The 25,648-nt window shown below is 72.0% G+C and carries 21 protein-coding genes; 18 read left to right on the top strand and 3 right to left on the bottom strand.

Translation table 11 applies throughout. The features are described from left to right. Nucleotides 1–120 precede the first annotated feature (120 nt). The 3 genes from ACGFT2_RS07660 to ACGFT2_RS07650 all read left to right on the top strand — a co-directional run bounded on the left by ACGFT2_RS07660 (nucleotide 121) and on the right by ACGFT2_RS07650 (nucleotide 2,119). Nucleotides 121–327 (top strand): hypothetical protein, encoded by a 207-nt coding sequence (locus ACGFT2_RS07660; RefSeq protein ID WP_393274536.1) that lies wholly within the window; start codon nucleotides 121–123, stop codon nucleotides 325–327. A gap of 401 nt (nucleotides 328–728) precedes the next feature. Further along, complete coding sequence (locus ACGFT2_RS07655; RefSeq protein WP_393274534.1) at nucleotides 729–1,568, top strand: SDR family oxidoreductase; 840 nt, start codon at nucleotides 729–731, stop codon at nucleotides 1,566–1,568. Between the two features lie 215 nt (nucleotides 1,569–1,783). Then, on the top strand, nucleotides 1,784–2,119 hold the full coding sequence (locus ACGFT2_RS07650) for a hypothetical protein (RefSeq protein ID WP_393274532.1): 336 nt from the start codon (nucleotides 1,784–1,786) through the stop codon (nucleotides 2,117–2,119). 34 nt (nucleotides 2,120–2,153) lie between these two features. On the opposite strand, the gene ACGFT2_RS07645 is transcribed toward ACGFT2_RS07650, so the two are convergent. Beyond that, nucleotides 2,154–3,143, bottom strand: a complete 990-nt coding sequence (locus ACGFT2_RS07645) for a CorA family divalent cation transporter (protein ID WP_393274530.1) — start codon at nucleotides 3,141–3,143, stop codon at nucleotides 2,154–2,156. Nucleotides 3,144–3,618: 475 nt separating this feature from the next. On the opposite strand from ACGFT2_RS07645, the gene ACGFT2_RS07640 reads away from it, so the two are divergent. From ACGFT2_RS07640 to ACGFT2_RS07600, 9 genes are all read left to right on the top strand, one after another. Beyond that, entirely contained in the window at nucleotides 3,619–4,644 is a 1,026-nt protein-coding gene (locus ACGFT2_RS07640) for a ParB N-terminal domain-containing protein (protein WP_393274528.1), read from the top strand. Between the two features lie 331 nt (nucleotides 4,645–4,975). Continuing rightward, nucleotides 4,976–6,130, top strand: a complete 1,155-nt coding sequence (locus ACGFT2_RS07635) for an inositol-3-phosphate synthase (RefSeq protein WP_393274526.1) — start codon at nucleotides 4,976–4,978, stop codon at nucleotides 6,128–6,130. Beyond that, nucleotides 6,127–7,212 (top strand): SCO3242 family prenyltransferase, encoded by a 1,086-nt coding sequence (locus ACGFT2_RS07630; protein ID WP_393274524.1) that lies wholly within the window; start codon nucleotides 6,127–6,129, stop codon nucleotides 7,210–7,212. Before ACGFT2_RS07635 ends, ACGFT2_RS07630 begins: the two co-directional genes overlap by 4 nt. After that, complete coding sequence (locus tag ACGFT2_RS07625; protein ID WP_393274522.1) at nucleotides 7,209–8,171, top strand: sugar phosphate isomerase/epimerase family protein; 963 nt, start codon at nucleotides 7,209–7,211, stop codon at nucleotides 8,169–8,171. Before ACGFT2_RS07630 ends, ACGFT2_RS07625 begins: the two co-directional genes overlap by 4 nt. Before the next feature lie 10 nt (nucleotides 8,172–8,181). Beyond that, nucleotides 8,182–8,802 (top strand): EboA domain-containing protein, encoded by a 621-nt coding sequence (locus ACGFT2_RS07620; RefSeq protein WP_393274520.1) that lies wholly within the window; start codon nucleotides 8,182–8,184, stop codon nucleotides 8,800–8,802. Further along, nucleotides 8,802–9,650, top strand: a complete 849-nt coding sequence (locus ACGFT2_RS07615) for a TatD family hydrolase (RefSeq protein WP_393274518.1) — start codon at nucleotides 8,802–8,804, stop codon at nucleotides 9,648–9,650. Before ACGFT2_RS07620 ends, ACGFT2_RS07615 begins: the two co-directional genes overlap by 1 nt. 3 nt (nucleotides 9,651–9,653) lie before the next feature. Continuing rightward, a complete protein-coding gene (eboE, locus tag ACGFT2_RS07610; protein ID WP_393274516.1) occupies nucleotides 9,654–10,823 on the top strand; it encodes a metabolite traffic protein EboE in 1,170 nt (389 codons plus the stop codon). Then, entirely contained in the window at nucleotides 10,820–12,202 is a 1,383-nt protein-coding gene (locus tag ACGFT2_RS07605) for an alkaline phosphatase family protein (protein ID WP_393274514.1), read from the top strand. The genes eboE and ACGFT2_RS07605 overlap by 4 nt, the downstream gene beginning before the upstream one ends. Before the next feature lie 272 nt (nucleotides 12,203–12,474). Next, entirely contained in the window at nucleotides 12,475–13,656 is a 1,182-nt protein-coding gene (locus ACGFT2_RS07600) for a ScyD/ScyE family protein (protein WP_393274512.1), read from the top strand. 141 nt (nucleotides 13,657–13,797) lie between these two features. Here ACGFT2_RS07600 and ACGFT2_RS07595 read toward each other — a convergent pair whose 3' ends face one another. Next, entirely contained in the window at nucleotides 13,798–14,871 is a 1,074-nt protein-coding gene (locus ACGFT2_RS07595) for a methyltransferase (RefSeq protein WP_393274510.1), read from the bottom strand. A 461-nt stretch (nucleotides 14,872–15,332) separates the two neighbouring features. On the opposite strand from ACGFT2_RS07595, the gene ACGFT2_RS07590 reads away from it, so the two are divergent. The 6 genes from ACGFT2_RS07590 (at nucleotide 15,333) to ACGFT2_RS07565 (ending at nucleotide 23,333) form a co-directional block, all read left to right on the top strand. After that, nucleotides 15,333–16,412 carry a methyltransferase gene (locus ACGFT2_RS07590; protein WP_393274508.1) on the top strand — a complete coding sequence of 360 codons (1,080 nt, stop codon included), beginning with the start codon at nucleotides 15,333–15,335 and terminating at the stop codon, nucleotides 16,410–16,412. Nucleotides 16,413–16,581: 169 nt separating this feature from the next. After that, nucleotides 16,582–17,463, top strand: coding sequence for an LLM class F420-dependent oxidoreductase (locus ACGFT2_RS07585; protein WP_393274506.1), 882 nt, complete (start codon nucleotides 16,582–16,584; stop codon nucleotides 17,461–17,463). A gap of 110 nt (nucleotides 17,464–17,573) precedes the next feature. Beyond that, nucleotides 17,574–18,050, top strand: a complete 477-nt coding sequence (locus tag ACGFT2_RS07580; RefSeq protein WP_393274505.1) for a carboxymuconolactone decarboxylase family protein — start codon at nucleotides 17,574–17,576, stop codon at nucleotides 18,048–18,050. A 394-nt stretch (nucleotides 18,051–18,444) separates the two neighbouring features. Then, complete coding sequence (locus ACGFT2_RS07575) at nucleotides 18,445–20,571, top strand: BTAD domain-containing putative transcriptional regulator (RefSeq protein WP_393274503.1); 2,127 nt, start codon at nucleotides 18,445–18,447, stop codon at nucleotides 20,569–20,571. Between the two features lie 223 nt (nucleotides 20,572–20,794). Continuing rightward, complete coding sequence (locus tag ACGFT2_RS07570) at nucleotides 20,795–21,679, top strand: sigma-70 family RNA polymerase sigma factor (protein WP_393274501.1); 885 nt, start codon at nucleotides 20,795–20,797, stop codon at nucleotides 21,677–21,679. 154 nt (nucleotides 21,680–21,833) lie between these two features. Then, on the top strand, nucleotides 21,834–23,333 hold the full coding sequence (locus ACGFT2_RS07565) for an MFS transporter (RefSeq protein ID WP_393274500.1): 1,500 nt from the start codon (nucleotides 21,834–21,836) through the stop codon (nucleotides 23,331–23,333). 355 nt (nucleotides 23,334–23,688) lie between these two features. Here the strand turns inward: ACGFT2_RS07565 and ACGFT2_RS07560 are convergent, their stop codons facing one another. Further along, the gene (locus ACGFT2_RS07560; protein WP_393274499.1) at nucleotides 23,689–25,536 is read right to left on the bottom strand and encodes an acyl-CoA dehydrogenase; all 1,848 of its coding nucleotides are present in this window, start codon (nucleotides 25,534–25,536) and stop codon (nucleotides 23,689–23,691) included. Nucleotides 25,537–25,648: the final 112 nt, after the last annotated feature.

The following is a 25,648-nucleotide window of genomic DNA, read 5'->3' as shown; positions in this document are numbered from 1 at the left end:
GCGAAGGGCCGGCGCTCCCGTACGGCCACTTGTACGTCCACTTGTACGGCCACTCGTACGGCCACTCGTACGGCCGCCCTCCCCGTGCGCCGCGGGCCGGCCGGGGCGAGGGTGGGCGCTGTGCCCCAGGTGATCGTGTACCCACCCGCGGAGGACGGCGGCCGCCGCGTCCGTGTCGGCGCCTCCTTCGCCGGAATGGCATACACGGTGATCGACATCGTCGAGTTCCTGCGGGCGGCCGGTATGGACGACGTCGAACCGGAAGACGTGACGAGCGCCGGGTGGATCGAGTGGCGGGGCGGGGGCCCGGCGGCCTGGCCGAGCTGATCACCCGGCGGGCCGACGGCGCCACCGAAGACGAGCGCCGTCACGGTGACGCTGAGCAAAATCCCCCGGGGCCTCGACGGTGACGGCTGATGCAACTCGGGTGGGCAAGCCTGTCGGCTCCGGGCGTCCGGCCGCTGCCAGCGGCACTGGACAGGGCACGAGTCGGCAGGATCCGGATGAAGCCGCTCCCCGCCGCGCCATCGCGAACGCCCTGCGCGTGGTCGACCAGCTGGAACGACTCGGCTGACCCGGCACCGCGGCCGACCGAGCGAAGATCGTCGGCCGGGCAGCGCAACGCGCACCGCCACGAGGGGCCGGCACCGCGTCGCGATGCTTGGCTGGCCGAACCCCCGGGCCCGCCGCCCGGCCGGCCCGGGCACGTAGTGGAGGAGCAGGTCACCGTGAGTTCAACCGAGGGCACATCGCGGAACGTGATTCCCGCGCAGCTGCTGCGGGGCCAGAAGGCGCTGGTCACCGGCGCGAACTCCGGAATCGGCAGAGCGACCGCCATCGCGCTGGGCCGGGCCGGCGCCGATGTCGTGGTGAACTACGTGGCGGGCCGGGAGGAGGCGGAGAAAGCGGTCGAGGAGATCACCGCCTTCGGGGTCCGGGCCGCCGCCTACGAGGCGGACGTCTCGGTCGAGGACCAGGTCGTCGCCATGACGAACCGGATGGTCCAGGAGTTCGGCACCATCGACATCCTGGTCGCCAACGCGGGACTGCAACGCGACGCCGCCCTCACCGACATGACCCTCGCCCAGTGGCAGAAGGTCCTGGACGTCAACCTCACCGGGCAGTTCCTCTGCGCCCGCGAGGCGACGAAGGAGTTCCTGCGCCGCGGAGTCGTACCGGAGGTCTCGCGCGCCGCCGGAAAGATCATCTGCATGAGTTCGGTGCACCAGATCATCCCGTGGGCCGGCCACGTGAACTACGCCTCCTCCAAGGGCGGCGTGCAGATGATGATGGCGACGATGGCCCAGGAACTCGCCCCGAAGCGGATCCGGGTGAACGCCGTCGCCCCCGGCGCCATCAAGACCCCCATCAACCGCAGTGCCTGGGAGACGGCACAGGCACAGGAGGATCTCCTGCAGCTGATCCCGTACAAGCGGATCGGCGACCCCGAGGACGTCGCCCACGCCGTGGTCGGCCTCGCCTCCGACCTCATGGACTACGTCGTGGGGACCACCCTCTACGTCGACGGGGGCATGACCCTCTTCCCCGGCTTCGCGACCGGCGGCTGACCCGCCCCACCCGTGTCCGCCGCCCGGCGGCGCCGGCCCCGCGTCCGGCCGCGTGTGCGGGCGGTGCCGGCCTCGCACCCGCTCGGCACGGTGGCCCGCGACGGGCTGACCGTGCCCGCATCGGCCGTACCCACCAGGCGTGCCCGTCCGCTTCGTCGGATAGTGGTGGCGGGACGATGTCCCCGGCAGCTCCCGTCCCCGGCACAGGAGGCCCCATGCCCGCATCACGGTCCATGGCCGCTCTCACCGGCATCGCCGTGCTCGGCCTGGCGCTCACCGCCTGCCAGGACCGGGCATCCGGTCAGATCGAGGCGTGGAACGGTGTCCGGCACGTGGAGACCATCTCGAATCCACCGATCGAGGGCTGTCACCGCTTCCGCCAGGACGTGTCCCGGATCGTCAACTACACGCCGAGCAGCATGCTCCTGTACACGACACCCGACTGCACCGTGCCCCGCGGCGGGGAGAGCATCTACCTGGACATGCAGTCCGCGGACGAGGCCGTCAGAGCCAACGGCCTGTGGCGCAGCTTCTCGTTCGCCTCCCCGTGACCCGGCCGGCCCCGTATCGGCCGGCACCGCGGGCTCAGGTGTCCTCCGGATCGTCGTCGCTGCGGAGCCGTCGCCAGATGTGGGTGCGGTGCAGCACGTACAGGGCGAGGAGCAGGACGGCCCCCTGCAGGCCGACGGCGAGCAGCCAGAAGACGGTCCTGCTCTCCATCTCGTCGGTGAGATAGTTGAAGTTCATACCGAAGTAGCCGGTCAGGAACGTCAGCGGCAGGAAGATCGTCGACACGATGGCCAGCCGGTTGATCACGCCGTTCTGCTCGCCCGACACGAGGGAGGAGTAGCCGGCGAAGGCCCGCCTGGCGGCCTCCTGCAGAGTCTGGATGTCGGTGAGCACCAGCCGGCTGGAGTGCTGGAACTCCCTGGCGAGCCGCTGACGCTCCGCCGGGAAAGCGCTGTTGAGCATCCTGCGTGTGAAGACCTCGTCCGTCACCTGGAGGTAGGGGAGGAGGAAGTGGTGCAGCAGCGCGGCCCGCCGCCTCAGCCGGGTCAGCCGGTAGATCTGGTCCGGACGTCGCCGGTCGAACATCTCGTCCTCCAGTTCCTCCACCGCCAGCAGATCGGCGACCGCGGCCCGGCGGAACGTGTCCAGCGCCTCCTCCAGCAACAGGAACAGCACGGCAGCGGTGTCGGGCGGACTCTCCTGCGCCAGCCGCGCGACGAGGCTCGTCAGCGGTTCCAGCGGCCCCCGGTGGAGCGTGACCAGGTGGCGCTCGGTGGCCAGGACGTGCACATGGGCGATGCGGCCGCCCTCGACGACGGGTACGACGAAACCGGCCCGGTCGCCGAGGAACTGGGCCCGTGCCGGTCCACCCGCCCTGCCGAACCACGGCGGGGTCTCGGACTCCAGGCCGAGCCCGCCTACGACCCGCTCCTCGCCGCCCGCAGGCTCCTCGGGAAGCTGCACGTCGACGAGCAGGAAATCGGAGGAGGCGAGGTACTCCCGCGCCTCCGACAGGCCCGTACGAGTGGTGGTCCCCGCGGGCATCGACACCACCGACACGATCATCTTCCCTCACCGTCGCCCAAGGCCGAACATTCCACGCTGCGCACACTCCGGCGTCCTTCGCGCGGACACACGCAGGCGCAGCGACGGGTGCCTCGAACGGGTGAGAGGCCGGGTGTTCCGTCCTCGTCCCCGTCGGCGGCGATCCACCCGGACCCGGATGGTCCGTGAGTGGCACCATCCGGGGACGCCGAGGCGCGACCGCGGAATTCCGCGATTTCATCCGCCGGCCGGCCGCGCAACGGGATGCGGATTTCACGCAGCCGCCGGAACGTGCGCCGAATTACCCGAAAAAGAAGCGTGGTTCGGAATCGTCGAAGCCTGTTCCCGCACCTCGGAATTCGGCTATAGGAATCGAGCCATCTGCGCCATCGTGGCCGAACTGGCCTTCCATCCAGACCCGAGTGGACGTCGACCACCGGAGCGCAGACTGTGCGGCAACGGATTCCACTTCCGGATCGCTGTCAGGAGGTACGGGTTGTCTCTGGCCGAGCAGTTGACGTACCCGGCTGCCGATCTCGACGAGATCGAGTCGTCGTCCATCTGGGTCGAGTCGCATCCGGTCGTCCGGGTACCGCTGGACTCGCTGGTCTTCGACGACTCACCCCGGCTGGACGGGGTGGACCAGGCCCACGTCCGGGTGCTGGCGGAGGCCGGGGACAGGCTGCCTCCCATCACCGTGCACCGCCCCACCCTGCGGGTCATCGACGGCGCCCACCGGATCCGCGCGGCCCTGCTCAACGGCCGCACCGACATCGACGCGCGGCTGCTGGACTGCGACAGCGCCGCCGCCTTCGTCCTGTCCGTCAGAGCCAACGTCACCCACGGTCTGCCGCTCTCCCGTACCGACCGGGCGGCCGCGGCGGCACGCATCATCCTGACCCACCCGCGCTGGTCCAACCGCGCCATCGCCGCGGCCACCGGGATCTCCGACAAGACCGTCTCCCGCATCCGGGCGCAGTCGCCCACCGCGGACCTGGCACAGTTGGGCGCGCGCCTGGGCCGGGACGGCCGGGCGCGCCCCCTGGACATCGGCCGGCGCCGTCGCCGCGCCGCGGCCCTCCTCCTCGACCGGCCCGACGCCGGCCTGCGCGAGGTCGCCCGTGCCACCGGTCTCTCCCCGGCCACCGTGCGGGACGTGCGCCTGCGCATCGACCGCGGCGAGGACCCGGTTCCCGGCCGCTATCGCGAATCCCCGGGCGTGGCACGCACATCCGTCGCGGACCGGCGGCACGGGGCGGTCGCCCGCCTCGACCGCGAGGCCGTCCCGGTGGACCGGCGCAAGCTGCTCGCCAAACTCAGCGAGGACCCCTCGCTGCGGCTCAACGAAGCCGGCCGGCGGGCCCTGCGCTGGCTGCGCCAGTACTCCGTCGACGGCGACGGCCTCGAGACCCTCCAGCGCGGACTGCCCGGCCACTGGGCCCCCGAGGTCGCCGACCTGGCCCGCAGCTGCGCGGCCGCCTGGAGCGAGCTGGCCGAACAGCTCCAGCAGAGCCCCGAATAGGGCACCCGCCGCAGGACGTACAGCCCGGGAGCACAGCGCACCCGCACCGGCACCCGGGGGGCCGGACACCACCGTCAGCCGGGCGCACCGGACACACCGTCACCGCTTCCGCCTCACCCAGGGGACGAGGCCCCGCACGCTCAGGGCAGGAGCCGCTCCGGTCACGGCCGGCACCCGCACCACCGTTCCGGCCCACCACCGGAACGCGCACCACCGCCTTTCCCGGCTCCGCCCGCCCACCCGGGGCGAGGGCGAGCGGTCCGCCCCTGGGCCAGGGCCCCGCCTTCGGTACCCCGGCCCGTCAGAACCGACGCACTCCAGGAGGACTTCCGTGTCCGAGCTCGCCGAGACACCCGCCGCACGCAACAGAGTCCCGGGCGGGCCCGGCACGGGCGTGTGGTTCATCGGGGCCCGCGGCTCCGTCGCCACGACCGCGGTCGCCGGCTGCGCCGCGGTCGCGGCGGGGCTGCGCCCGCCGACGGGAATGGTCACCGAGACCGAGCCCTTCGCCGCCGCCGGACTGCCCGCGCTGTCCTCACTCGTCTTCGGCGGCCACGACACCGTCGACTGGCCCCTGCCCAAACGCGCCGAGGCGCTGGCCGAACAGGGCGTCCTGCCGCACGGCCTCCCCCAGGCCGTCCTCGGTGAACTCGGCGCCGCCGACGGGGAGATCCGCACCGGCGGGCCCCTGGCCGGCGACACGCGCACCGACGAGGAGCTGATCGCGGCCTTCGCCGCCGACATCGAGGACTTCACGCGCCGCACCGGGGTGGCCCGCACCGTCGTGGTGAACGTCGCCTCCACCGAGCCCGTCCCGGCCGACGGCGCCACCCGGCTGCCCGCCAGCTCGCTGTACGCGGCGGCCGCCCTGCGCGCGGGCTGCTCGTACGTGAACTTCACCCCGTCGGCAGGGATACGCCACCCGGCCCTCGCGGAGCAGGCCCGGTCGGCCGCGGTGCCGTACGCGGGCCGGGACGGGAAGACCGGGCAGACCCTGCTGCGGGCGGTACTGGCGCCGATGTTCCGGCAGCGGGCCCTGGAGGTACGGGCCTGGTCCGGCACCAACCTGCTCGGCGGCGGTGACGGGGCCGCGCTCGCCGACTCGGCGGCCGCCGCGGCGAAGAACGCGGGCAAGAACCGGGTTCTGGAGGACAGCCTCGGGGTGCTGCCCGAGGGCGAGGTGCACATCGACGACGTGCCCGCGCTCGGCGAGTGGAAGACCGCCTGGGACCACGTCGCCTTCGAGGGCTTCCTCGGTACGCGGATGGTGCTGCAGACCACCTGGCAGGGCTGCGACTCGTCACTGGCGGCACCGCTCGTGCTCGACCTGGCCCGGCTGGCCGCCCGCGCCCACGAAGCGGGGATCACCGGGAGCCTTGCCGAGCTGGGCTTCTACTTCAAGGATCCGGACGGCGGGTCCGCGGCGCTGGCCGAACAGTACGACGCCCTCCTCGGCCTCGCCGGACGGCTGGGGGAGTCCCGGTGAGCCCTGCCCGCGACTGGGCCGAACTCCTGCGCGTCTCGGCCCTGTTCACCGTCCCCGGCGACGCACTCGCCGGGGCCGCGGCCACCGGCGTGCGCCCCGGCGCCCGCACCGCCCTCGCGGCCGGTGCCTCCCTGTGCCTGTACGAGGCGGGCATGGCACTGAACGACTGGGCGGACCGGGTGGAGGACGCCGCCGAACGGCCGCACCGCCCCATTCCCTCGGGCCGTATCGCCCCCGCACAGGCGCTGACGGCCGCGGCCGGCCTGACCGCCGCCGGGCTCGGCCTCGCCCTCGCCGCGGGCCGCCCCGCAGCACTGTGCGCCACCGCGCTCGCCGGCACCGTCTGGGCGTACGACCTGCGGCTGAAGCACACCCCGGCGGGCCCGGCGACGATGGCCGCGGCCCGGGCCCTCGACGTGCTGCTCGGCGCCGTGGCCACCGCGGGATCCTCTCCGACCGCACGACACCCGGCCCGCTCCGCCGGGAAGGGAGGGACGGTGCGCGGCGCCCTGCCGGCTGCCGCCTCCGCCGGCTCCCGTACGACGGGGAGGGCTGCCGCAGCCTCGGCCGGCTCCGGCACCCGAGTGCCTGGTGCGGTGCCGCCCGGCGCCTCCGCCGGCTCCCGCTCGGCGGTGCGGCGCGCGCTGGTCTCCGCCGCCGCGATCGGCGCCCACACCTATGCGGTCACCAGCGTCTCGCGCACCGAGACCCAGGGCGGTTCGCCGGGGCGGTCGCTCATCGCGCTCGGCGCGACCGCCGCGCTCGGTGCGCTCACCGGTGGCCGGCGGGGCGGCGGTGAGCCGGACGGGAAGCGCTGGACCACGCCGCCCCGGTCCCCGTCCGAGTTCGCCCGGACCGCTCTCGCCGGCGCCTATGTGGCGACCGCCGCCAAGCCGTTCCTGCACGCCGCGCTCAACCCGTCGCCGCCGCTGACCCAGCGGGCCGTCGGCGGCGGCATCCGCGCGCTGATCCCGCTCCAGGCGGCTCTCGCGGCACGCTCCGGCGCACTCACCGGCGCCGCACTGCTCACCGGACTCGTGCCCGTCGCCCGCCGGCTGGCCCGGAAGGTGAGCCCCACATGAGCATCCGTCTCGGCTACGGCACCAACGGCCTGACCGACCTGCGGCTGGACGACGCCCTCGGCGTCCTGGCCGACCTCGGCTACGACGGCGTCGGCCTGACTCTCGACCACATGCACCTCGACCCGCTGGGCCCCGGCCTCGCGGGCCGGGTCGCGCACGTCGCCGACCGGCTCGGCGCGCTGGGCCTCGGCGTCACGGTCGAGACCGGCGCCCGCTATGTGCTCGACCCCCGCCGCAAGCACGGTCCGAGCCTGCTCGACCCGGTCCCCGAGGCACGGGCGGCCCGGACCGAGCTGCTGGTCACCGCGGTGAAGGTGGCCGCCGACCTGGGCGCCCACGCGGTCCACTGCTTCAGCGGCATCCGGCCCGCCGGCGTCGGCGAGGACACCGCCTGGGAACTGCTGGGCGCCTCCCTGGACCCGGTCCTCGACGCCGCGGCGGCGGCCCGGATCCCGCTCGCCGTCGAGCCGGAGCCCGGACACCTGCTGGAGTCGCTCGCCGACTTCCACCGGCTCCGCACCCGGCTCGGCGACCACCCGCTGCTCGGCCTCACCCTCGACATCGGACACTGCCAGTGCCTGGAGCCGCTGTCCCCGGCCGACTGCGTGCGCGCCGCGGGGCCCTGGCTGCGGCACGTGCAGATCGAGGACATGCGGCGCGGTGTGCACGAACACCTGCCCTTCGGCGACGGTGAGATCGACTTCCCGCCCGTGCTCGCCGCGCTCGACGCCACCGGCTACCAGGGGCTGACCGTGGTCGAACTGCCCCGTCACTCCCACGCCGGCCCCGAACTCGCCCGGCACTCCATGGAGTTTCTGCGCGCCCGGCTCACCGAGGCCGAGCGGGCACGGTCCGGCGGCCACGGCCCGGCCACCGCCGAGCGCACCCCGCCACATCCCGACCGCCCCGACGCGCGCTCGTCCGCGCCCACCCCCCTCTCCCCGGCACCGTCCGCATAAGGAAGCCCGCATGCTGATCCACCGCGAGGAACTGCTGGCCCGCCTCCGTCCCGAGGGAGCCGCCTGGCTCGACGCCGCACTCGCCGACGCGCGCGAGACGGCGCACCCCGACCCGGCCGCGGCCCCGAGCCGGGGAGTACCGGCATGGGAACTGCGGTTCGCGGCGGCCGGCCGGGAGTGCGGCTTCCCCGAGGCGGCGGAGGCGGCCCGGGTACTGCTGCTGTACACGGCGCGACCCGGGGCGAGCGCCGTGACCCGGCTCTACCAGCGCGGAACGGGTGCCGAGCGGCGTGCCGTCCTGCTGGCCCTGCCCCACCTCACGCTCACCCCGGACACGGGTGTTCCGCTGGTCGAGGACGCGCTGCGCGCCAATGACACCCGGCTCGTCGCCGCGGCTGTCGGACCCTACGCCGCCGCGCACCTGGACGCCCACGCCTGGCGGCACGCCGTCCTGAAGTGCCTGTTCACCGGGGTTCCGGCGGCCGCCGTGGCCCACCTCGCGGACCGGGCCCGCGGCGACGCCGAACTCGCCCGCATGCTCCAGGACTTCGCCGCGGAACGCACCGCCGCCGGGCGGCTCGTGCCGGACGACCTGCACCACGTACTCGCCCTGACCGCCAAGGAAGCCTGATGCGCATCTTCGACCCGCACATCCACATGACCTCGCGCACCACCGACGACTACCAGGCGATGTACGCGGCCGGTGTGCGCGCCCTGGTCGAACCCTCCTTCTGGCTCGGCCAGCCGCGCACGTCGCCGGAGAGCTTCTACGACTACTTCGACGCGCTGCTCGGCTGGGAGCCGTTCCGGGCCGCGCAGTACGGGATCGCGCACCACTGCACCATCGCCCTGAACCCCAAGGAGGCGAACGACCCGCGCTGTGCGCCCGTCCTCGACGAACTGCCACGCTATCTGAGCAAGGACGGCGTGGTCGCGGTCGGCGAGATCGGCTACGACTCGGTGACCCCGGCCGAGGACATCGCACTGGCCGCGCAGCTCGAACTCGCCGCCCGGCACGGACTGCCCGCCCTGGTGCACACCCCGCACCGCGACAAGCTCATGGGCCTGCGCCGTACCCTCGACGTCGTGGCCGAGTCCGAGCTGCCCGTCGAACGGGTCCTGGTCGACCACCTCAACGAGACCACGGTCGAGGAGGCCAAGGACGCCGGCGCCTGGCTCGGCTTCTCCGTCTATCCCGACACCAAGATGGACGAGCACCGCATGGTCGCCGTCCTGCAGGAGTACGGCCCCGAGCGGGTCCTGGTCAACTCCGCGGCGGACTGGGGCAAGAGCGACCCGCTGAAGACCCGCAAGGTCGGCGACGCGATGCTCGCCGCGGGATTCGACGAGGACGACGTGGACCGCGTGCTGTGGCGCAACCCCGTCGCCTTCTACGGGCTGAGCGGCCGGCTGGACCTGGACGTGGCGAAGGCCGGGGCCCTGCACGAGGGCAACTCCATTCTGCGCGGGGGCGAATGAGCCGTGCGCTTCCGGCATCCGGACGGCTCGACCGTTCACCTCGCCTACTGCACCAACGTCCACCCCGCCGAGACACTCGACGGCGTCATCGCCCAGCTGACCGCCCACTGTGAACCGGTCCGGCACCGCCTGGGCACCGAACGCCTCGGCGTGGGACTGTGGCTGGCCCGCGACGCGGTCCGCGCGCTGAGCGCCGACCCCGGCGCACCGGGGCGGCTGCGCACCGAGCTGGACCGGCGAGGCCTGGAGGTGGTCACCCTCAACGGCTTCCCCTACCGGGGCTTCGGCGCCGAACAGGTCAAGTACCGCGTCTACAAGCCCGACTGGACCGACCCGGAACGCCTCGACCACACCGTGGCTCTGGCCGGGCTGCTCGCCGGCCTGCTGCCGCCGGACGTCACCGAGGGCACCATCTCCACCCTGCCGCTGGCCTGGCGCACCGGCTTCGACCGGGCCGCCGCCGAGGCGGCCCACACGGCACTGACCGAACTGGCCGGGCGGCTGGACGACCTGGAGGAGACGTCAGGGCGCTCCATCCGCATCGCCCTGGAACCGGAACCCGGCTGCGCCGTCGAGACCACCGCCGACGCGATCGCCCCCCTCGCCGCCCTGCCCGGCCACCGCATCGGCCTGTGCCTGGACACCTGCCATCTGGCCACCAGCTTCGAGGACCCCACGGCGGCCCTCGACGGCCTGGCACGGGCCGGCATCACCGTGCCCAAGGTGCAGCTCTCCGCCGCCCTGCACGCCGAGACCCCCCGGGACCCCGCGGTCCGGGCGGCGCTCGCCGCCTTCGACGAGCCGCGCTTCCTGCACCAGACCCGCGCCAGACTGGACGGCGTCCTGCACGGCACCGACGACCTCGGCCCGGCGCTGGCCGGGGGCGCGCTGCCGGACACGGTGCCCTGGCGCGCCCATTTCCACGTACCGCTGCACGCTCCGCCCGCACCGCCGCTGACCTCCACCCTCGACGTGCTGCGCGAGACGCTCGCCGTCCTGGTCGGCGGCCCCGTGGCACGCAGCCGTCACTTCGAGGTCGAGACCTACACCTGGCAGGCCCTGCCGGCCGAGGCGCGCCCGGCCTCGGACGCCCAGCTCGCCGACGGAATCGCCGCCGAACTCGGCCTCGCCCGAGACCTGTTGACCGACCTCGGACTCAAGGAGCAGCAGTGACGAAGCCCCCGACACCCCTGCTCGTCGTGAACGTGGTGGGACTGACCCCCACACTGCTGGACCACATGCCCCGCCTGAAGGCGCTCCGGGGCAACGGGTCGCACGCCGAACTCGGCACCGTGCTGCCCGCCGTCACCTGCGCCGCCCAGTCCACCTTCCTGACGGGCACGCCCCCCGCCGAGCACGGCATCGTCGGCAACGGCTGGTACTTCCGCGACCTCGGAGAGGTCCTGCTGTGGCGCCAGCACAACGGACTGGTGGAAGGCGACAAACTCTGGGACGCCGCCCGCCGCCTGCACCCCGGGTACACGGTCGCCAACGTCTGCTGGTGGTACGCGATGGGGGCGGACACCGACTGGACGGTGACCCCGCGTCCCGTCTACTACGCCGACGGCCGCAAGGAGCCCGACTTCTACGCCCGGCCCGCCGCCCTGCACGACGAACTGGAGGCCGAGCTGGGCACCTTCCCGCTGTTCAACTTCTGGGGCCCCACCGCCGACCTGGTGTCCAGCAAGTGGATCATCGACGCCACCCGGCACCTCAACCGCACCCGCCGGCCCGATCTGACGCTGTGCTATGTCCCGCACCTGGACTACGACCTCCAGCGCTTCGGCCCCGAGGACCCGCGCTCGCTGCAGGCCGCCACGGAACTGGACGAGGCACTCGCCCCGCTGCTGGACGAGGCCGCCGACGAGGGCCGCACCGTGGTCGTCCTCTCCGAGTACGGGATCACCCGGGTCAGCAGGCCCGTCGACATCAACCGGGCCCTGCGCCGCGCCGGTTACCTGGAGGTGCACACCCAGGACGGCATGGAGTACCTGGACACCATGGCCTCGCGCGCCTTCGCGGTCGCCGACCATCAGCTGGCGCACGTCTACGTGCGGCGGCCCGAGGACCTGGCCGGGGTACGGGAGACGCTCGAAGGCATCGCCGGCGTCGGTGAACTCCTCGACGACCGGGGCAAGAAGGAGCACGGCCTGGACCACCCGCGGTCCGGGGAACTCGTGGCGGTCGCGGAACCGGACGCCTGGTTCACGTACTACTACTGGCTGGACGACGCCCACGCCCCCGACTTCGCACAGCTCGTGGAGATCCACCGCAAACCCGGCTACGACCCGGCCGAGCTGTTCATGGACCCCCTCGACCCCTATGTGAAGGTCAAGGCCGCCAAGGCACTGGCTCGCAAGAAGCTCGGCATGCGCTACCGGATGGCCGTCGTCCCGCTCGACCCCTCGCCGGTGCGCGGCAGCCACGGCCGGCTTCCGGACCGCCCCGAGGACGGACCGGTCCTGCTCTGTTCGCACCCCGGCGAGGTCTCCGGGCGACTCGCCGCCACGGAAGTGAAATCGCTGCTGCTGCGGCTGGCGGGAATCGGCTGACGGACCGGACTGCGCTAACGGCGGAGCCCCTCGCGGAATCCAGTGGTCCACCCTGTTCCCCCGCCTGCGGACAGCCTCGGCCGGCGCACCCCTTTTCCGGTCGCGGGGCCCGGTGTGCAATTGCGGAATTCCGCCGTCGCACACCATGTCTTCGGCCAACTCCGTTTAAGTTGAGGGGTTTTACGCAGAGGACGGATGAGTCGTCCGGCGTCTATGGTGACGCCGGTCGAATTCGCCCCCGACTGCGGGGGCGTGCCAATTTGAGGAGAGACATGTCGAGAACGAGCAAGTCCTGGGCGGCGGCCTTCCTGGCAGCGGCGGTCGTGGGCAGCCTCACGGCCACCGTGATACCGAGCCAGGCCGCATCCCAGGCGGCCGCCGGCAGGCACGGGCACAGGATCTCGTCGACCCCCCAAGTCCTGGCGACCGGCCTGCACAATCCGCGCGCCGTCCGGATCCAGAGCGACGGCTCGCTCCTGGTCGCGGAGGCCGGCAGCGGGCCGGCGACGCCGTGCACCGAGCCGAACACCCAGTGCCTCGGCTTCAGCGGCTCCATCTTCAGGATCAAGGGCGCCAAGAAGGGCCGTGTCGTCACGGGCCTGCCCTCCGAGATGGACGTCCGCCCCGACGGCGAGTCCACGATCATGGGTGTGACCCAGGCCGAGAACGCCCCCAACGGCACCTACCGCGTGGTCAGCAACCTCAGTGGCGACCCGGACACCCGTGCGGCGCTCGGCCCGGGCAGCGACCCGCTGGGCACGCTGTACATCGCCAAGGGCAAGATCCTGGGTGACCTCGGCAAGCACGAGGCCCTGCACGACCCAGACTCCGTGACCGGAAACGGCCAGGTCTTCTCCAACCCGTGGTCCTTCATCCGGGACGGCAGGGACTACCTGGTCGTCGACGCCGGTGCCAACGACATGATCCGGGTCCACCCCGACGGCACCACCGAGACCGAGGCCGTCTTCCCGAACAACAAGCTGCCGGCCCCGCCGGCCGGCACGTCCTCGGCCCTGAAGTCCTCGCCCGTCCAGGCGCTGAACCCGCCCGGGGAGGCGCAGGCGGTACCGACGGGCATCGTGCGGGGCCGCGACGGGGCCTTCTACATCTCCGACCTGAGCAGCATGCAGCCCGGCATCAGCCGTATCTGGCGCTACGTGCCGGGTGGCAAGCCGACCGTCTTCGCCACGGGCCTGACGAACACCATCGGCCTGCGCGTGGCCCCCAACGGCGACCTGATCGCGCTGTCGTACGCCACCGGCTACTCCTCGACCGGCCTGCTGCCGGGCGGCCTGACCCGGATCGACCGGCACACCGGTGCCGCCACGCCGATCGACACCGGCGACCGCCTGGTCCAGCCCACGGGCCTGGACATCGCCGCCAACGGTGACCTCTACGTCACCAACAACACGGTCGGCAACAACGGTGAGCTGCTGAAGTTCCCGGCCTCCTGACCGGTTCACCCGCGGGCCCGTCCCCGGCTTTCCAGCGCGGGGCGGGCCCGTCCACACCTCCGGGCGAGGTGAGGCACACGCCGAGGGGCGGCCCCGTACGGGACCGCCCCTCATGCGCGGTTGGCACCGGCTCCGGACGGTTCAGCCCCGCTTCGTCGCGCAGAGGACGACGCGGGTGATGATGGCGTCCGCCGGAACGTCGGCGGGATCCTTGGCGGTCACCTTGGTGACCTCGAAGCCGCACTCCTCCAGCCAACTGCGGTAGGTGGAGAGCTTCTGCAGACCTCCGTGGCCCATCACGCAACCGAGGATGTAGGCCGGGAAGAAGTCGGCCTGGTAGTCGTCGGTGTCCGTGATGTCCTCCGGGTACACCGGCGCCAGGACGACGATCTGTCCACCGGGCTCCAGGGCCTGATGGGCGTTCCTCAGGATGGTGAGGACCTCGTCCTTGTCGTACATGTCCACGAAGTGCTTCAGCAGCAGCACGTCGAAGCCGCCGGGCAGGGACTCCAGCACGTCACCGCCCACGAAGGAGGAGTGCTCCGCCACGCCCTGCGCCTCGAAGTTCCGCAGGCACTCCGCCTCCAGCGCGGGCCGGTCGAAGGTGGTCACCCGCAGACCGGGCGACCCCTTCAGCTGGTGGGTCATGATCGCCCCGAGCCCGTTGCCCCCCAGCACGTCCAGCACTCGCGCCCCGTCCGGAACGTCGAAGCTCCGGAAGAACCAGGGGTACACACTGGCGGTCTCCTGTTGCGCCAGCGGCCCCCACGCGGCGCGCACCTCGGCGACCTGGCCCGCGGCCTCGAACAACGTGCCTTCGAAGCCGTAGAACTCCTTCAGCCCGACAACGTTGCCGGTGCGCACGCTGTCGGCGAGGTAGTACAACTGCCGCAGCATGCCTGTCTTGATCATGCCCATGAAGGTCAGAGCACGCTGGAGGTCCTGCTCGCCGACGTCCGCGAGCGCGGCGAGGGTGTAGCCGCCGGTGGCGTCGTCGTGGGTGACGAAGCCCTCCTTCACCAGCAGATGCAGCAACTGCTCGACGGCGTCGGGCTTTGCGCCGACGGCCTCGCCCAGGTCGGCGGCGGTCAGGCCGGCCTCCTTGCGCAGCGCGTCGACGATGCCCAGCTCGAAGCAGGCATAGAGGTTCATGAACCGTGTGGGTCCCACCATGTACTCGCGCATCCGGGCGAGTAAGGCATCCGGGCTCGTCACAGGAATCCCTTCGGATCGACATGTTGAGGCGGGGCGCGCCCCCGTGCTCCCCGGTCATCAAGCATCGGCAGCGGTCCTCGAGAGGCGGTGGAGCGGTATGTCCCGCGTGTCCCGCGACCTGGCCCTCCGGTCCCCGCCCGCCGCGCCAAGACGCCGCCAAGTCGGCGCCAACCCGCCGAACAGTCCCCGCCAAGCCCCGATGTCCATACTCGCTGCACGCCGCGGCGGGAGGGGGATGAGGACCATCGGATCGATCACGACGGCTGCGTCCGGCCGACGGACTTCGGGGCCCCCTCCGTTTGCACAGTAGCGCGTCCTGCACCGGCCGCCGCGACCCGGCACCGCCGTGCGGCCGACGGCTCCCGGCTCACCCGCTCGTTTGCTGACCCACGACCACTGACCAGACATCGGACCGGTTCGTCCGACGTATCAAGATGACCAAATCGAAAGGGATCGGTGAAGTGTCCACAGACGCTACGCTCGCGCAACTTCGCGGATACATGGTGGGCCCGACGCGGTTCATCAACCTGCTGTCCTGCTTCGAACTCGGCCTCATCGACAAGATCCGGGAGAGCCCCGGCGTCACCGCGGCGCAACTCGCCGGCGCGGTCGGCGCCAAGGAGGACGCCGTGGAGCAGCTGCTGAACCTTCCGGTCCAGGAGGACTTCGTCACCTACGACGACGCCACCGGCGGCTACACCCTCGGCACGCTCGCCGACGTCGAGGGGGAGGACCTCAAGCGGGTGCTCGCCTTCATGGACCTGGTGAAGGTCACCGTTCTGCGGCAGGGGTTCTACCTGACCGAGAGCGTCCAGGCCGGTACGGTCGTCGGCCTCAAGGAGTTCTACGGCTACGAGGGCACCCTGTTCGGTGCCGTGGCCGAACACAAGGACCTGCGGGAGTCCTGGGCGACGGCGATGGACTCGGAGACCGCCCGGGTCGATCCGTGGTTCTTCAGCAACGTCGAGATCCCGGCCGGCGCGCAGGTGCTGGACCTCGCCGGGAACACCGGGCTCGGCGCGATCCACACCTACAAGCTGAACGCCTCGCCCGGTCTGCGGGTGACCACCTTCGACCTGCCCGAGAAGGAGGAGGAGTGCCTGGCGAACTTCCGGGCGCACGGCGTCGCCGAGCACTGCTCGTTCGTCGGCGGTGACGTCTTCAAGAGCGTTCCCCAGGGCTTCGACGTCGTGCTGATCAAGCACTTCCTGGCGCTGTGGGACAAGGACAAGGTGTTCGAGATCTTCGGCGCCGCCAACAACGCCCTGAAGGTCGGCGGCAAGGTCAACCTCCTGGTGCCGCTGTACGCCGAGAACAACAAGGACTCCGTCGACCCCCGCTGCGTCGACTTCTATCCCGCCTTCTTCCTCGGCTGCGCCATGGGACAGGGCGGCGGAGTGAAGCTGTCGGCGTACCGGCGCATGCTGGAGGACCGCGGCTTCGAGTGGGGCGAGGTGACGTACGAGACCCCCGCCGACATGCCGGCGGACTCCTTCCCCATCCACGCCATCGTGTCGGCGACGAAGGTCGCGGACATCTAGGACCTGACCGGCGGACCGGCGGAGCGGCTGCCCCGCCGGTCCGCCGCACCGCTGGACCACCGGCGGACGGATCCCCGGCGGACCGCCGACGCGAACCTCATGACCTGCACCGATGCATGACCTGAACACCGGTCGGACGCAACGTCCGCGACAACGAGGTGGAGAAAATATGAAATTCGGTGTGTTCTGGATGAACACGGACGAGGGAATCGACCCGCTGGAGCTCGCCCGCGAGACCGAGGGACTCGGCCTCGAGTCGGTCTTCGTCCCCGACCACAGCCACGTGCCGGTCAACCGCGGAACCTCCTGGGCCAACACGTCCGACACCGTCAAGCTCACCGACCGCGACGACCTGGGCGAAGCGGCGACGAGCGACATGCCCCGCGACTTCCACCGCAACCGCGACCAGCTCCTGACCCTGACCGCGATGGCCACCGTCACCTCGACCCTGCGGGTCGGCACGGGCATCTGCCTCGTGGTGCAGCGCGACCCCATCTATCTGGCCAAGGAGATCGCCACTCTCGACCAGATGTCCCAGGGGCGGCTGCTGTTCGGCGTCGGCGTCGCCTCGCCGTGGAACCGCGAGGAGATCCGCAACCACGGCACCGACCCCCGCACCCGGATGAAGCTGATGGCCGAGCGGATGGCCGCGATGCAGGAGATCTGGACGAACGACCAGGCGCAGTACCACGGCGACTTCGTCGACTTCGACCCCATCTACTCCTGGCCGAAGCCCTTCCAGAAGCCCAGGCCGCCCGTGTTCGTCGGCGGGGACCACCCGAACGCCCTCGACCGGGTGCTCGCCTACGGCGACGGATGGATGCCCGGCCACCACGACGACTCGGGGCTGTTCCGGGCCCGGGTCGCCGAGTTGCAGGAGCGCGCGGCGGAGGCCGGTCGCGGGCGCATGGAGATCACCGTCACCCTCGCCCACCTGGACTCGCTCGACGAGTACAAGGCGGCCGGCGCCGACCGCGTCCTGGTCATGCTGCCGACCGGGCAGGAGCGCAAGGTGCTCAAGGAGGTGGCCGAGGCCGCGAGCCGCTTCTGACCGGGCCGGAGGTTCGGTGACGTACGTCACGCTCCCTCCTGTCACAACGTGTCGGGCCGGTGGGTCTTACAGGTATAAGCACCAATAACGGCACAGCAAAGGAGTCGGTCATGGGTGGCCGTTTGAACGTCTACGAGAACCCGGTCACGGTCAAATTCCTGAAGCACGTCAGCGCGGCGGCGAGGGCGTACTCGTCGAAGCTGCCGATCCTGACGGTGGAGCTGGTGTCGCTGCGAGTGAGCCAGATCAACGGCTGTGGCTTCTGCACGGACATGCACATCAAGGAGGCCACACACCACGGCGAGAGCACCCTGCGTCTCGGCCTGGTCGCGGTGTGGCGGGAGACCAACGTGTTCACCGAGGCCGAGAGGGCCGCCCTGGAGCTGGCGGAACAGGGCACCCGCCTCGCCGACGGCGCCGAGGGGATCACCGACGAGGCCTGGCAGAACGCCGCCAAGCACTACGACGAGGACGGGCTCGGCGCCCTGGTGTCCCTGATCTCCTTCATGAACACCGTCAACCGGATGAACGTCCTCACCAAGCAGCACGGTGGTGACTACCAGGTCGGCTGGCTCACCCAGTGGTGACAGTCGGCAGCGACCGGCCCCCGCACCGGGGCCGTCCCGTGACAGCCGCTCCGGGGCCCGCTGGGCGGGCCCGGGGGCGGCTGTCCCGCTTTCCGTGAGTCACCGGGCGCCGGAGCGGTGCCGCCCACGGACCATCGTCGAGCAGCCTTCGAGCCGTGTTGGATCTCGGCTGACTACGGTTGCCGCATAGTCCGTCCGCATCACTGCGCCACCGCGACGAACGGAACGGAGTGGGCCGGTTGCCGCCCGGCTCTCCGGGCTCCTGATGCGGACCTTCCCATCTGAGGGAGGGAACTCCCGACACATGACTGACGCCGTAGTTGTGGGGACCTCGCATCACGCGCCGAGGGACCATGTCCGACGGACCGAGGCTCAGCCGCCGGAGACGCGGGTCATGGTGGAGTTCAATGCGCTGGGCCCCCTGGAGGCAGCCGTCGACGGCCGGCTGGTGGATCTCGGGACGCCGAAGCAACGCGCCCTGCTCGCACTGCTGGTGAGCCGGGTGGGACAGCCGGTGACCGTGGATCTGATGCTGGAAGCCCTGTGGGCGGGGCATCCACCGCCGTCGGCGACGACCTCGTTGCAGGCCTACGTGGCCAATCTGCGCAAGGCGCTGGAACCGCAGCGGGCACCGCGGACACCGGCGACGGTGCTGCGCAAGTGCCCCCAGGGCTACCTGGTGGACAGCCGAGTGGTCGACGTCGACGTCCACCGGTTCGGTGAGCACGCCAGGGCGGGATGGCAGGCGTGGGACCGGGGCGACCCGCGGGAGGCGCTGATTCGGTTCGAGACCGGGCTGGCGCTGTGGCGGGGACAGGCCTACGCGGAGGTCGCCGGGGCCACCTGGCTGGCACCGGAGCTGGCGCGTCTGGACGGACTGCGACTGTCCGTGCTCGAGATGCGCTGCGCGGCACTGCTGGGCGTCGGAGCGCATGAGATGGCGGTGGCCGAGCTGGAGGCCTTCGTGCAGAGCCACCCGCTGCGCGAGTACGGCTGTGAACTGCTGGTGCTGGCGCTGTACCGGGCCGGCCGGCAGGCCGACGCGCTCGAGGTGCTGCGCAGCACCCAGATGCGCCTCGCGGAGGAGCTGGGCATCGACCCCAGACCGACGCTGAAACAACTCGAGTGGGAGATCCTGAACCAGGCTCCGACCCTCGACTGGCAGCCGCCCCCCGCCGCCCCGGCCGTACGGGGGACCGACGTCTCCACGGCCGCACCGCGGGTCCGCACCACCGAGCCGCCGCCCGCCCCGGTCACGGACAAGGAGATCTTCGTCGGCCGCGACCGGGAACTGGGGCAGCTGGCCGACTCGTTGGCCGCGGCGGCCGACCAGGGCCGGGTGGTGACCGTCTCCGGGGAGCCGGGCAGCGGAAAGACCCTCCTGCTGCGGCGCTTCGCCGAACACGCAGGCGTACCCGTCCTGTCGGGCACCTGCCCCGAGCACGTCGACGCACCACCGCTGTGGCTCTGGGAGCAGGTGCTGCGCGCCGCGAGCACCTGCCTGCCGCACTGTCCGGTTCCCGAGCCGGTGGCCGAGCTGCTGCGAGGGGCCACCGAGGAGCTGGTGTGCGGCACGGAGATGATCGGCACCACCCTGCGCCGGTTCGAGGCCATCGTCCGGTACCTCAGCGACGCGTCCGACACCACCCCTCTGGTGATCCTGCTCGAGAACCTGCACCGCGCGGATCTCAGCTCCCTGCGGCTGCTCGCCCACCTGGCCGAGTCGGTGCCGACGAGCAGGCTGCTGCTGGTGGTGTCCTACCGCTCGGACGAAGCCGCGCCCCTGGCGGAGACACTGGCCGCGTTGGCCCGCGCCGGGATGACCCGGGTGGAACTGAAGGGGCTCAGCGCGCGGGAGACGCAGACCCTGGCGAGCGCCGTCCTCGGCCGTGAGGTCGGCAGGCGTACCGCCGACGCCCTGTGGTCGCGCACCGACGGCAACCCGTTCTTCCTGCGCGAACTCATCAAACTGCTGACCGGCGAACAGCACCTGGACCAGGCGGACACCGCACCCGTGCCGGTACCGGTGCGCGAGGTGGTGCTGCGGCGGATCGCCCGGCTGCCCCGCACGGCGGCCAAACTGCTGTCCGTCGCCGCGATCGCCGGCCGGTCCTTCGACATCGAGGTCGTCGCCGAAGCCGCCGCGGTGGAGATCGAGGCGGCCCTGGAGGCGCTGGAGACCGCCATCGCTGCGGGCCTGATCGGAGAGGACCAGCAACGGCTGGGCTGGTTCCGCTTCACCCACGCCCTCTTCGCCGAGACGCTGTACGAGACGACCGGACGGCTGCGCCGGGCACGGCTGCATCGGCTGATCGGTGCGGCAACCGACCGGGCGTGGACCGGGAGCACGGAGCGGGACGCCGAGACCGCCCGGCACCGGCTGCCGGCCGCCGAACTGACCCCCGCCGCGGCCCACTTCCCGGCTGCCGGCCCCGCCGTCGTCGTGGCCGGCGCCGCCGATGCCCGGGCCGCTCCCGAGAGCGGCCGTCCGGGGCCGCCACGAAGCCCGCACGACCCATGACCGCGACCGTCCTCCCCGCACCGGCAGCCGGCCTGGCGGCCCGTCACCAGGCCTGACAGGAGGCCGACTTGTACCTTCGGCCGGCATCGGTACGCTGCCGGTGTACGTCCCTGGTCACAGCGCCCGCCCGGCCGTCCGTGCCACGGGAGATCGCTTGCTCGTCACATCGAACAGATATGAGGTGCCACCGTAATGGCAGGTCGCAACAGAGGAGTACGACCTGATGGCTGACCCCAGCGGGTTGACGGAGGGCTTCGAGCAGAACCGGGTCCGCCTGCGGGCGGTGGCCTACCGGATGCTCGGTTCGCTCGCCGAGGCCGACGACGCCGTCCAGGAGGCCTGGCTGCGTCTCAGCCGGTCGGACACCGACGAGATCAAGAGCCTCGACGCGTGGCTGACCACGGTCGTCGTCCGCGTGTGCCTGAACATGCTGCGCTCGCGCAGCGCGCGGCGTGAGGACTTCATGGGTGTGCGGGTACCCGACCCCGTCGTCAGCCTGACGAGCGGCACGAATCCCGAGGACGCGGCGCTGCTGGCCGATTCGGTCGGACTGGCGCTCCAGGTCGTGCTCGACACGCTGGCCCCGGCCGAGCGGCTGGCATTCGTCCTGCACGACATGTTCGACCTGCCCTTCGACGAGATCGCCCCCATGGTCGGACGTTCGCCCGCCACCGCGAGGCAGCTGGCCAGCCGCGCCCGGCGCCGGGTGCGGGGAAACGAGATCCCGGCTCCCGATCCCGACATCGCCCAGCAGCGGGAGGTCGTCGACGCCTTCTTCGCCGCGGCGCGGCGCGGCGAACTCGGCGCGCTCGTCGCCGTCCTCGATCCCAATGTCGTGCTGCGAGCCGACGAGGGGCCCGCGCGTCCGGACGCGTCCGTCGTGGTCCACGGTGCGACCGCGGTCGCGGCCCGGGCGATCATGTTCGAGCGCCCCAGCGCGCGGGTGCTGCCGGCACTGGTGAACGGCGCCGCGGGTGTGGTCGTGACCGTGGCCGGGAAGCCGGTCTCGGTCATGGGGTTCATCGTCTCGCGCGGCAGGATCGTGCAGATCGACGTGATGGGAGACCCCGAACGACTCGCCCGGCTGGACCTGGCCATCCCCGGCTGACCGGATCCGGCAGGCACGGACGATGCGGCGACCGCTCGGAAACGGGCGGTCGCCGCGCGTCTCCGCCCTCGCCGGACCACCCGCCCCGGCGTTCTCCGCATTATTTTCCGGTTCCCTGTCACACCGCGCGGCTCTGAAGTGTCACCCATATAACGTGACTGAAAGGATCCTGAACATGCGCAAGTGGCTGCCGCTTGTCGCGATCTGCGCCGGCACCTTCATGCTGCTGGTCGACGTGACAATCGTGACCGTAGCGCTACCCGACATGTCCGTAAGCCTGGATGCCTCGCTCTCGGACCTGCAATGGGTGCTCAGCCTGTACGCGCTCGTGCTGGCCGCTCTGGTGATGACCGCGGGCTCGCTCGCGGACCGGATCGGGCGACGCAGCGTGTACCTGGGTGGCCTCGTACTCTTTGCGATCGGCTCGCTGCTGTGCGGCGTGTCCGGGAACGTCGGCCTGCTCATCGCCTCGCGGGGCATCCAGGGCCTGGCCGCGGCGGCGATGTTCGCCACCACGCTGGCCCTGATCACCAGCTCCTACGAAGGCCGGGACCGGGGCATCGCCTTCGGCGCCTGGGCCGCGGTCAACGGTGCCGCGTCGGCGGCGGGACCGGTGATCGGCGGCGTGCTCACCTCCAACCTCAGCTGGCGGTGGATCTTCTTCGTGAACCTGCCGGTCTGCGTCCTCGCCATCGTCCTCACGCTGATGGCGGTGAACGAGTCCCGCAACCCCAGCCCGCAGCGCATCGACCTGCCCGGCATGGTGAGCTTCACCGTCGCCATCGCCGCTCTCGTCTACGCGCTGATCAGAGGGTCCTGGAGCTCCGGCCTCACCCTCGGGATGTTCGCGCTCGCCGCCGTCGGCCTGATCGTGTTCGTCGTCGTCGAGGGCCGGCGGGAGAACCCGATGCTGGACCTCTCGCTGTTCCGCAACCCGTCCTTCCCGACGGTACTGCTCGCGGCTGCGGCGCTGCCCGCGGCGGCCTGGGCCTACTGGGCCTACCTGACCCTGTGGCTGCAGTCGGTGCTCGGCCTGAGCGCGATCCAGGCCGGTCTGGTGTTCCTCCCGGCGAGCCTCACCACCTTCACGGTGTCCATGGTGCTCGGCCGGGTGATGCACAAGTTCGCACCCGGCCGGCTGATCGGGACCGGAATGCTCTTCATCGCCGCGGGCGTGTTCGCCCAGACCACGCTCGGGCCCGGATCCGGTCGGGCCGTCGTGCTGCCGGGGCTGTTCCTCGTCGGCCTGGGCGCGGGCCTGGTGCTGGGCCCGCTGTCCGCAGCCGCGATGGCGGCGGTGCCCGGACCGCGCGCGGGCATGGCGTCCGGCGCCGTCAACACCTTCCGCCAGACCGGCTACGCGTTCGGCGTCGCCGTGCTCGGCGCGGTCTTCCACAGCAAGCTGGAGGACACCGCGGGGCACAACCTCGTCGGCCAGCTCAGCAACGGCGAGGCGGGTACCTTGATCGCCCGGGGCAACGACGTGGCGGACCTGGTGCGCCAGGCGTACGCCGACGCCCTGGACGAGATCCTGTTGGTGGCCACGGGCCTGAGCCTGGTCGCGGCGATCGCGGTGTTCGTGTTCGTGCGCCCGCCCCGGCCCGTGGCGGAGCCGAAGGCGGCGCCGGAGCCGTCGCTGGCCGCCGACGCGTGATCACCTGAGACGTCGCCGCCGTGGCCGGGCCGTGTCCGGTAAACCCCCGGCCGGACGACGATCAGCGTCCGGCCCGGCCACGGTGTGCGGCACCACGCGGCTCGAGCGATCCTGCCGCGTACCGACCGCGAAGAGCACACGTCGCGGTCCAGAGCGCCCTGACCGGCGCTCGGCGAGAACCCCGCCCCTGACATCGGGGGCGGGGTTCCGTCGTACCCGCGCGCGTCCACGCACGGTCGCTGTCGTGTGCCGCCACGAGGCCGTCGTGGTGCGGGCGTCCGGGCCGGCACGGTGTAACGGCCCAGGCGGCGGCCGGGGCGGCGGCTGGGCCGTTACGCCGTGCCGGGGACGTACCTCAGGACGCGGAGCCCGGGTACGCGCCGGCGCTCGCGTGGTCGGCCAGGTAGACGGTGGCGCCGTTGGCGATGGGCACGCCCGCCAGATACTCCTCCGGCAGGTCGAAGGCGTCGACCAGGGTCGTCAGGTGCGGAGCCAGTTCGTCCATCATCTCGTCGATGACGAAAGGCAGTTCACGCACCTGATCGGCGCTCAGATGCCCGTCGGCCAGCAGATCGCCGGTGCGGCCGGCGAGCTGGTCCAGCAGGAACAGCGCGCACAGCCGCTCCATCAGCCTCCGTGCCTCGGGGTCCGCGGCCTGCTCGGCCGCCGCGACGAAGGCGTCGGCCGCCCGCAGCGAGGCATGTACGGCGACCATCTCCAGGGCCGCGGAGGACGCCTTGTTCCAGCGGGCCACAGGGTTCTTGGCGGGACCACGGCGCAGAGCGACGCGCGCCCGCGCCTGCCAGGCGGCCTCGGACCGGGCGAGCAGTCCCAGCAGATACCGTGGGTCCGTCAGCGCGTCGGGCCCGGCCTGCGGCATCTCACCGGACGTGGTCTCGTGGCCGAACAGCATCTCCGCCGCCGCCTTGGCCCAGATCACCAGGTTGTCGCCCTCGGCGGTGATCGTCCCCTCGGTGTACTGGGGCAGTCCGATCAGCCCGTTGACCGCGAACAGGCCCTGGGCGCCGCACCGTTCGCGCGCCTCGATGGTGATGGAGCGGGCCTGCCAGGTGATCCACCCCTTGGCGACGGCCACCGCGCGCTCCATGTCGTCGCGGTCGTCCTCGGTGTGCGCGGCCCAGCCGGCGAGCGCCGAACGGTGCAGGAACGTCATCGCGTAGACCGAGGCCAGCGATTTCAGCAGCCGGCCGTGGTGGCTGCGATGGCTGTTCACCGGTATGCGCTCGCCCGCCTTCGGGCCGGCCACCTCCCGGTGCTCGCCGTAGCGCACGGCGATGGCCAGGGCGGCCCGCGCCGCCCCGACGGCGGCGCCGCTCATGCACAGCTTGCCCATGGTGACCCGGCCGATGGAGCGCAGGAACCGCTTGCGCCGGTTGCCCACGTTGCTGACCAGGGTGCCGTCCTCGCCGTACCGGCCGTGCTCCGCCTCCAGCAGGGCCTCGCGGGGCAGCCGCACCCGGTCGAACGCGGTGAGGCAGTGGTCGACGGGCGCGCCGGGGCGCAGTGGCAGCCGGCGCACCCGGACGCCTGGCAGCAGGCCCCGCTCGTCGCTCAGCGGCGTCAGGAAGAGGAACACGCCCTGGTCCTGGCCGTCCACGATGAGCCGGGCGGCGACCACGGAGGTCTTGGGTCCGCCGGTGGTGCTGGTGTTGGGCATGAACTTCTCCGCGCCCGCGTGCGGCGTGTGGAGGATGAACCCGCCCGTCTCGCGGTCGAGTTCGGCGGTCGTCTCCAGCGCCGCGCTGTCGTTGCCGTGGTCCAGTTCGGTGCACAGGAAGGTGCCGATGCGGCGCAGCGACGTGAACTCGGACAGGTCCCGGCCGGTGGTGTCGTGGTCGAGCAGACTGCCGAGGAACAGGTTGTAGTGGATGCTCGCCACCGTGCACAGACCCCCGCCGCCGTCCACGATCGCCGCCCACTCGTGCAGACCCGCAAGCAGACTCGGGTCGGTGGCGAGGCTCACCGCGTCTCCCGCGGTGTCGTTCACCAGCCGCAGCCACTGGTAGAACTGGGCCGCCTGCTCGGCGGGGGAGCGGTCGGGCTGATGACGGAACGTGTCGTCGCCTATCAGCCGCCGCCACCTGTGGTGCACCCTCGCCCGCTCGTCGTCCCGGCCGAAGAGCAGCCGGGCCAGTTCGCCTGCGGGCGCGGGCGCGGGCGCGGTTCCCGCGGGATCGCTCACCGGCAGAGGCTCACTCGCACGCGGAACCATATCCTCTGGTGGGTGCTGCGCCGGCTCACCGGTGGGACGCGTGGCGGGCTGGACTGTCAGAAGGGCCATGACCCTCTCTCCC

Source organism: Streptomyces sp. NPDC048514, assembly GCF_043199955.1.
In the GTDB taxonomy this organism is placed as follows: domain Bacteria; phylum Actinomycetota; class Actinomycetes; order Streptomycetales; family Streptomycetaceae; genus Streptomyces.
This window is presented reverse-complemented; position numbering and strand designations above follow the sequence as displayed.

What these genes read in the sequence shown, in the direction of transcription:
- ACGFT2_RS07650 (WP_393274532.1), top strand. Translation starts at nt 1,784, where the DNA reads ATGCCCGCATCACGGTCCATGGCCGCTCTCACCGGCATCGCCGTGCTC.
- ACGFT2_RS07645 (WP_393274530.1), bottom strand. Translation starts at nt 3,143, where the DNA reads ATGATCGTGTCGGTGGTGTCGATGCCCGCGGGGACCACCACTCGTACG.
- ACGFT2_RS07625 (WP_393274522.1), top strand. Translation starts at nt 7,209, where the DNA reads ATGAGCATCCGTCTCGGCTACGGCACCAACGGCCTGACCGACCTGCGG.
- ACGFT2_RS07620 (WP_393274520.1), top strand. Translation starts at nt 8,182, where the DNA reads ATGCTGATCCACCGCGAGGAACTGCTGGCCCGCCTCCGTCCCGAGGGA.
- ACGFT2_RS07615 (WP_393274518.1), top strand. Translation starts at nt 8,802, where the DNA reads ATGCGCATCTTCGACCCGCACATCCACATGACCTCGCGCACCACCGAC.
- ACGFT2_RS07600 (WP_393274512.1), top strand. Translation starts at nt 12,475, where the DNA reads ATGTCGAGAACGAGCAAGTCCTGGGCGGCGGCCTTCCTGGCAGCGGCG.
- ACGFT2_RS07585 (WP_393274506.1), top strand. Translation starts at nt 16,582, where the DNA reads ATGAAATTCGGTGTGTTCTGGATGAACACGGACGAGGGAATCGACCCG.
- ACGFT2_RS07580 (WP_393274505.1), top strand. Translation starts at nt 17,574, where the DNA reads ATGGGTGGCCGTTTGAACGTCTACGAGAACCCGGTCACGGTCAAATTC.
- ACGFT2_RS07575 (WP_393274503.1), top strand. Translation starts at nt 18,445, where the DNA reads ATGGTGGAGTTCAATGCGCTGGGCCCCCTGGAGGCAGCCGTCGACGGC.
- ACGFT2_RS07570 (WP_393274501.1), top strand. Translation starts at nt 20,795, where the DNA reads ATGGCTGACCCCAGCGGGTTGACGGAGGGCTTCGAGCAGAACCGGGTC.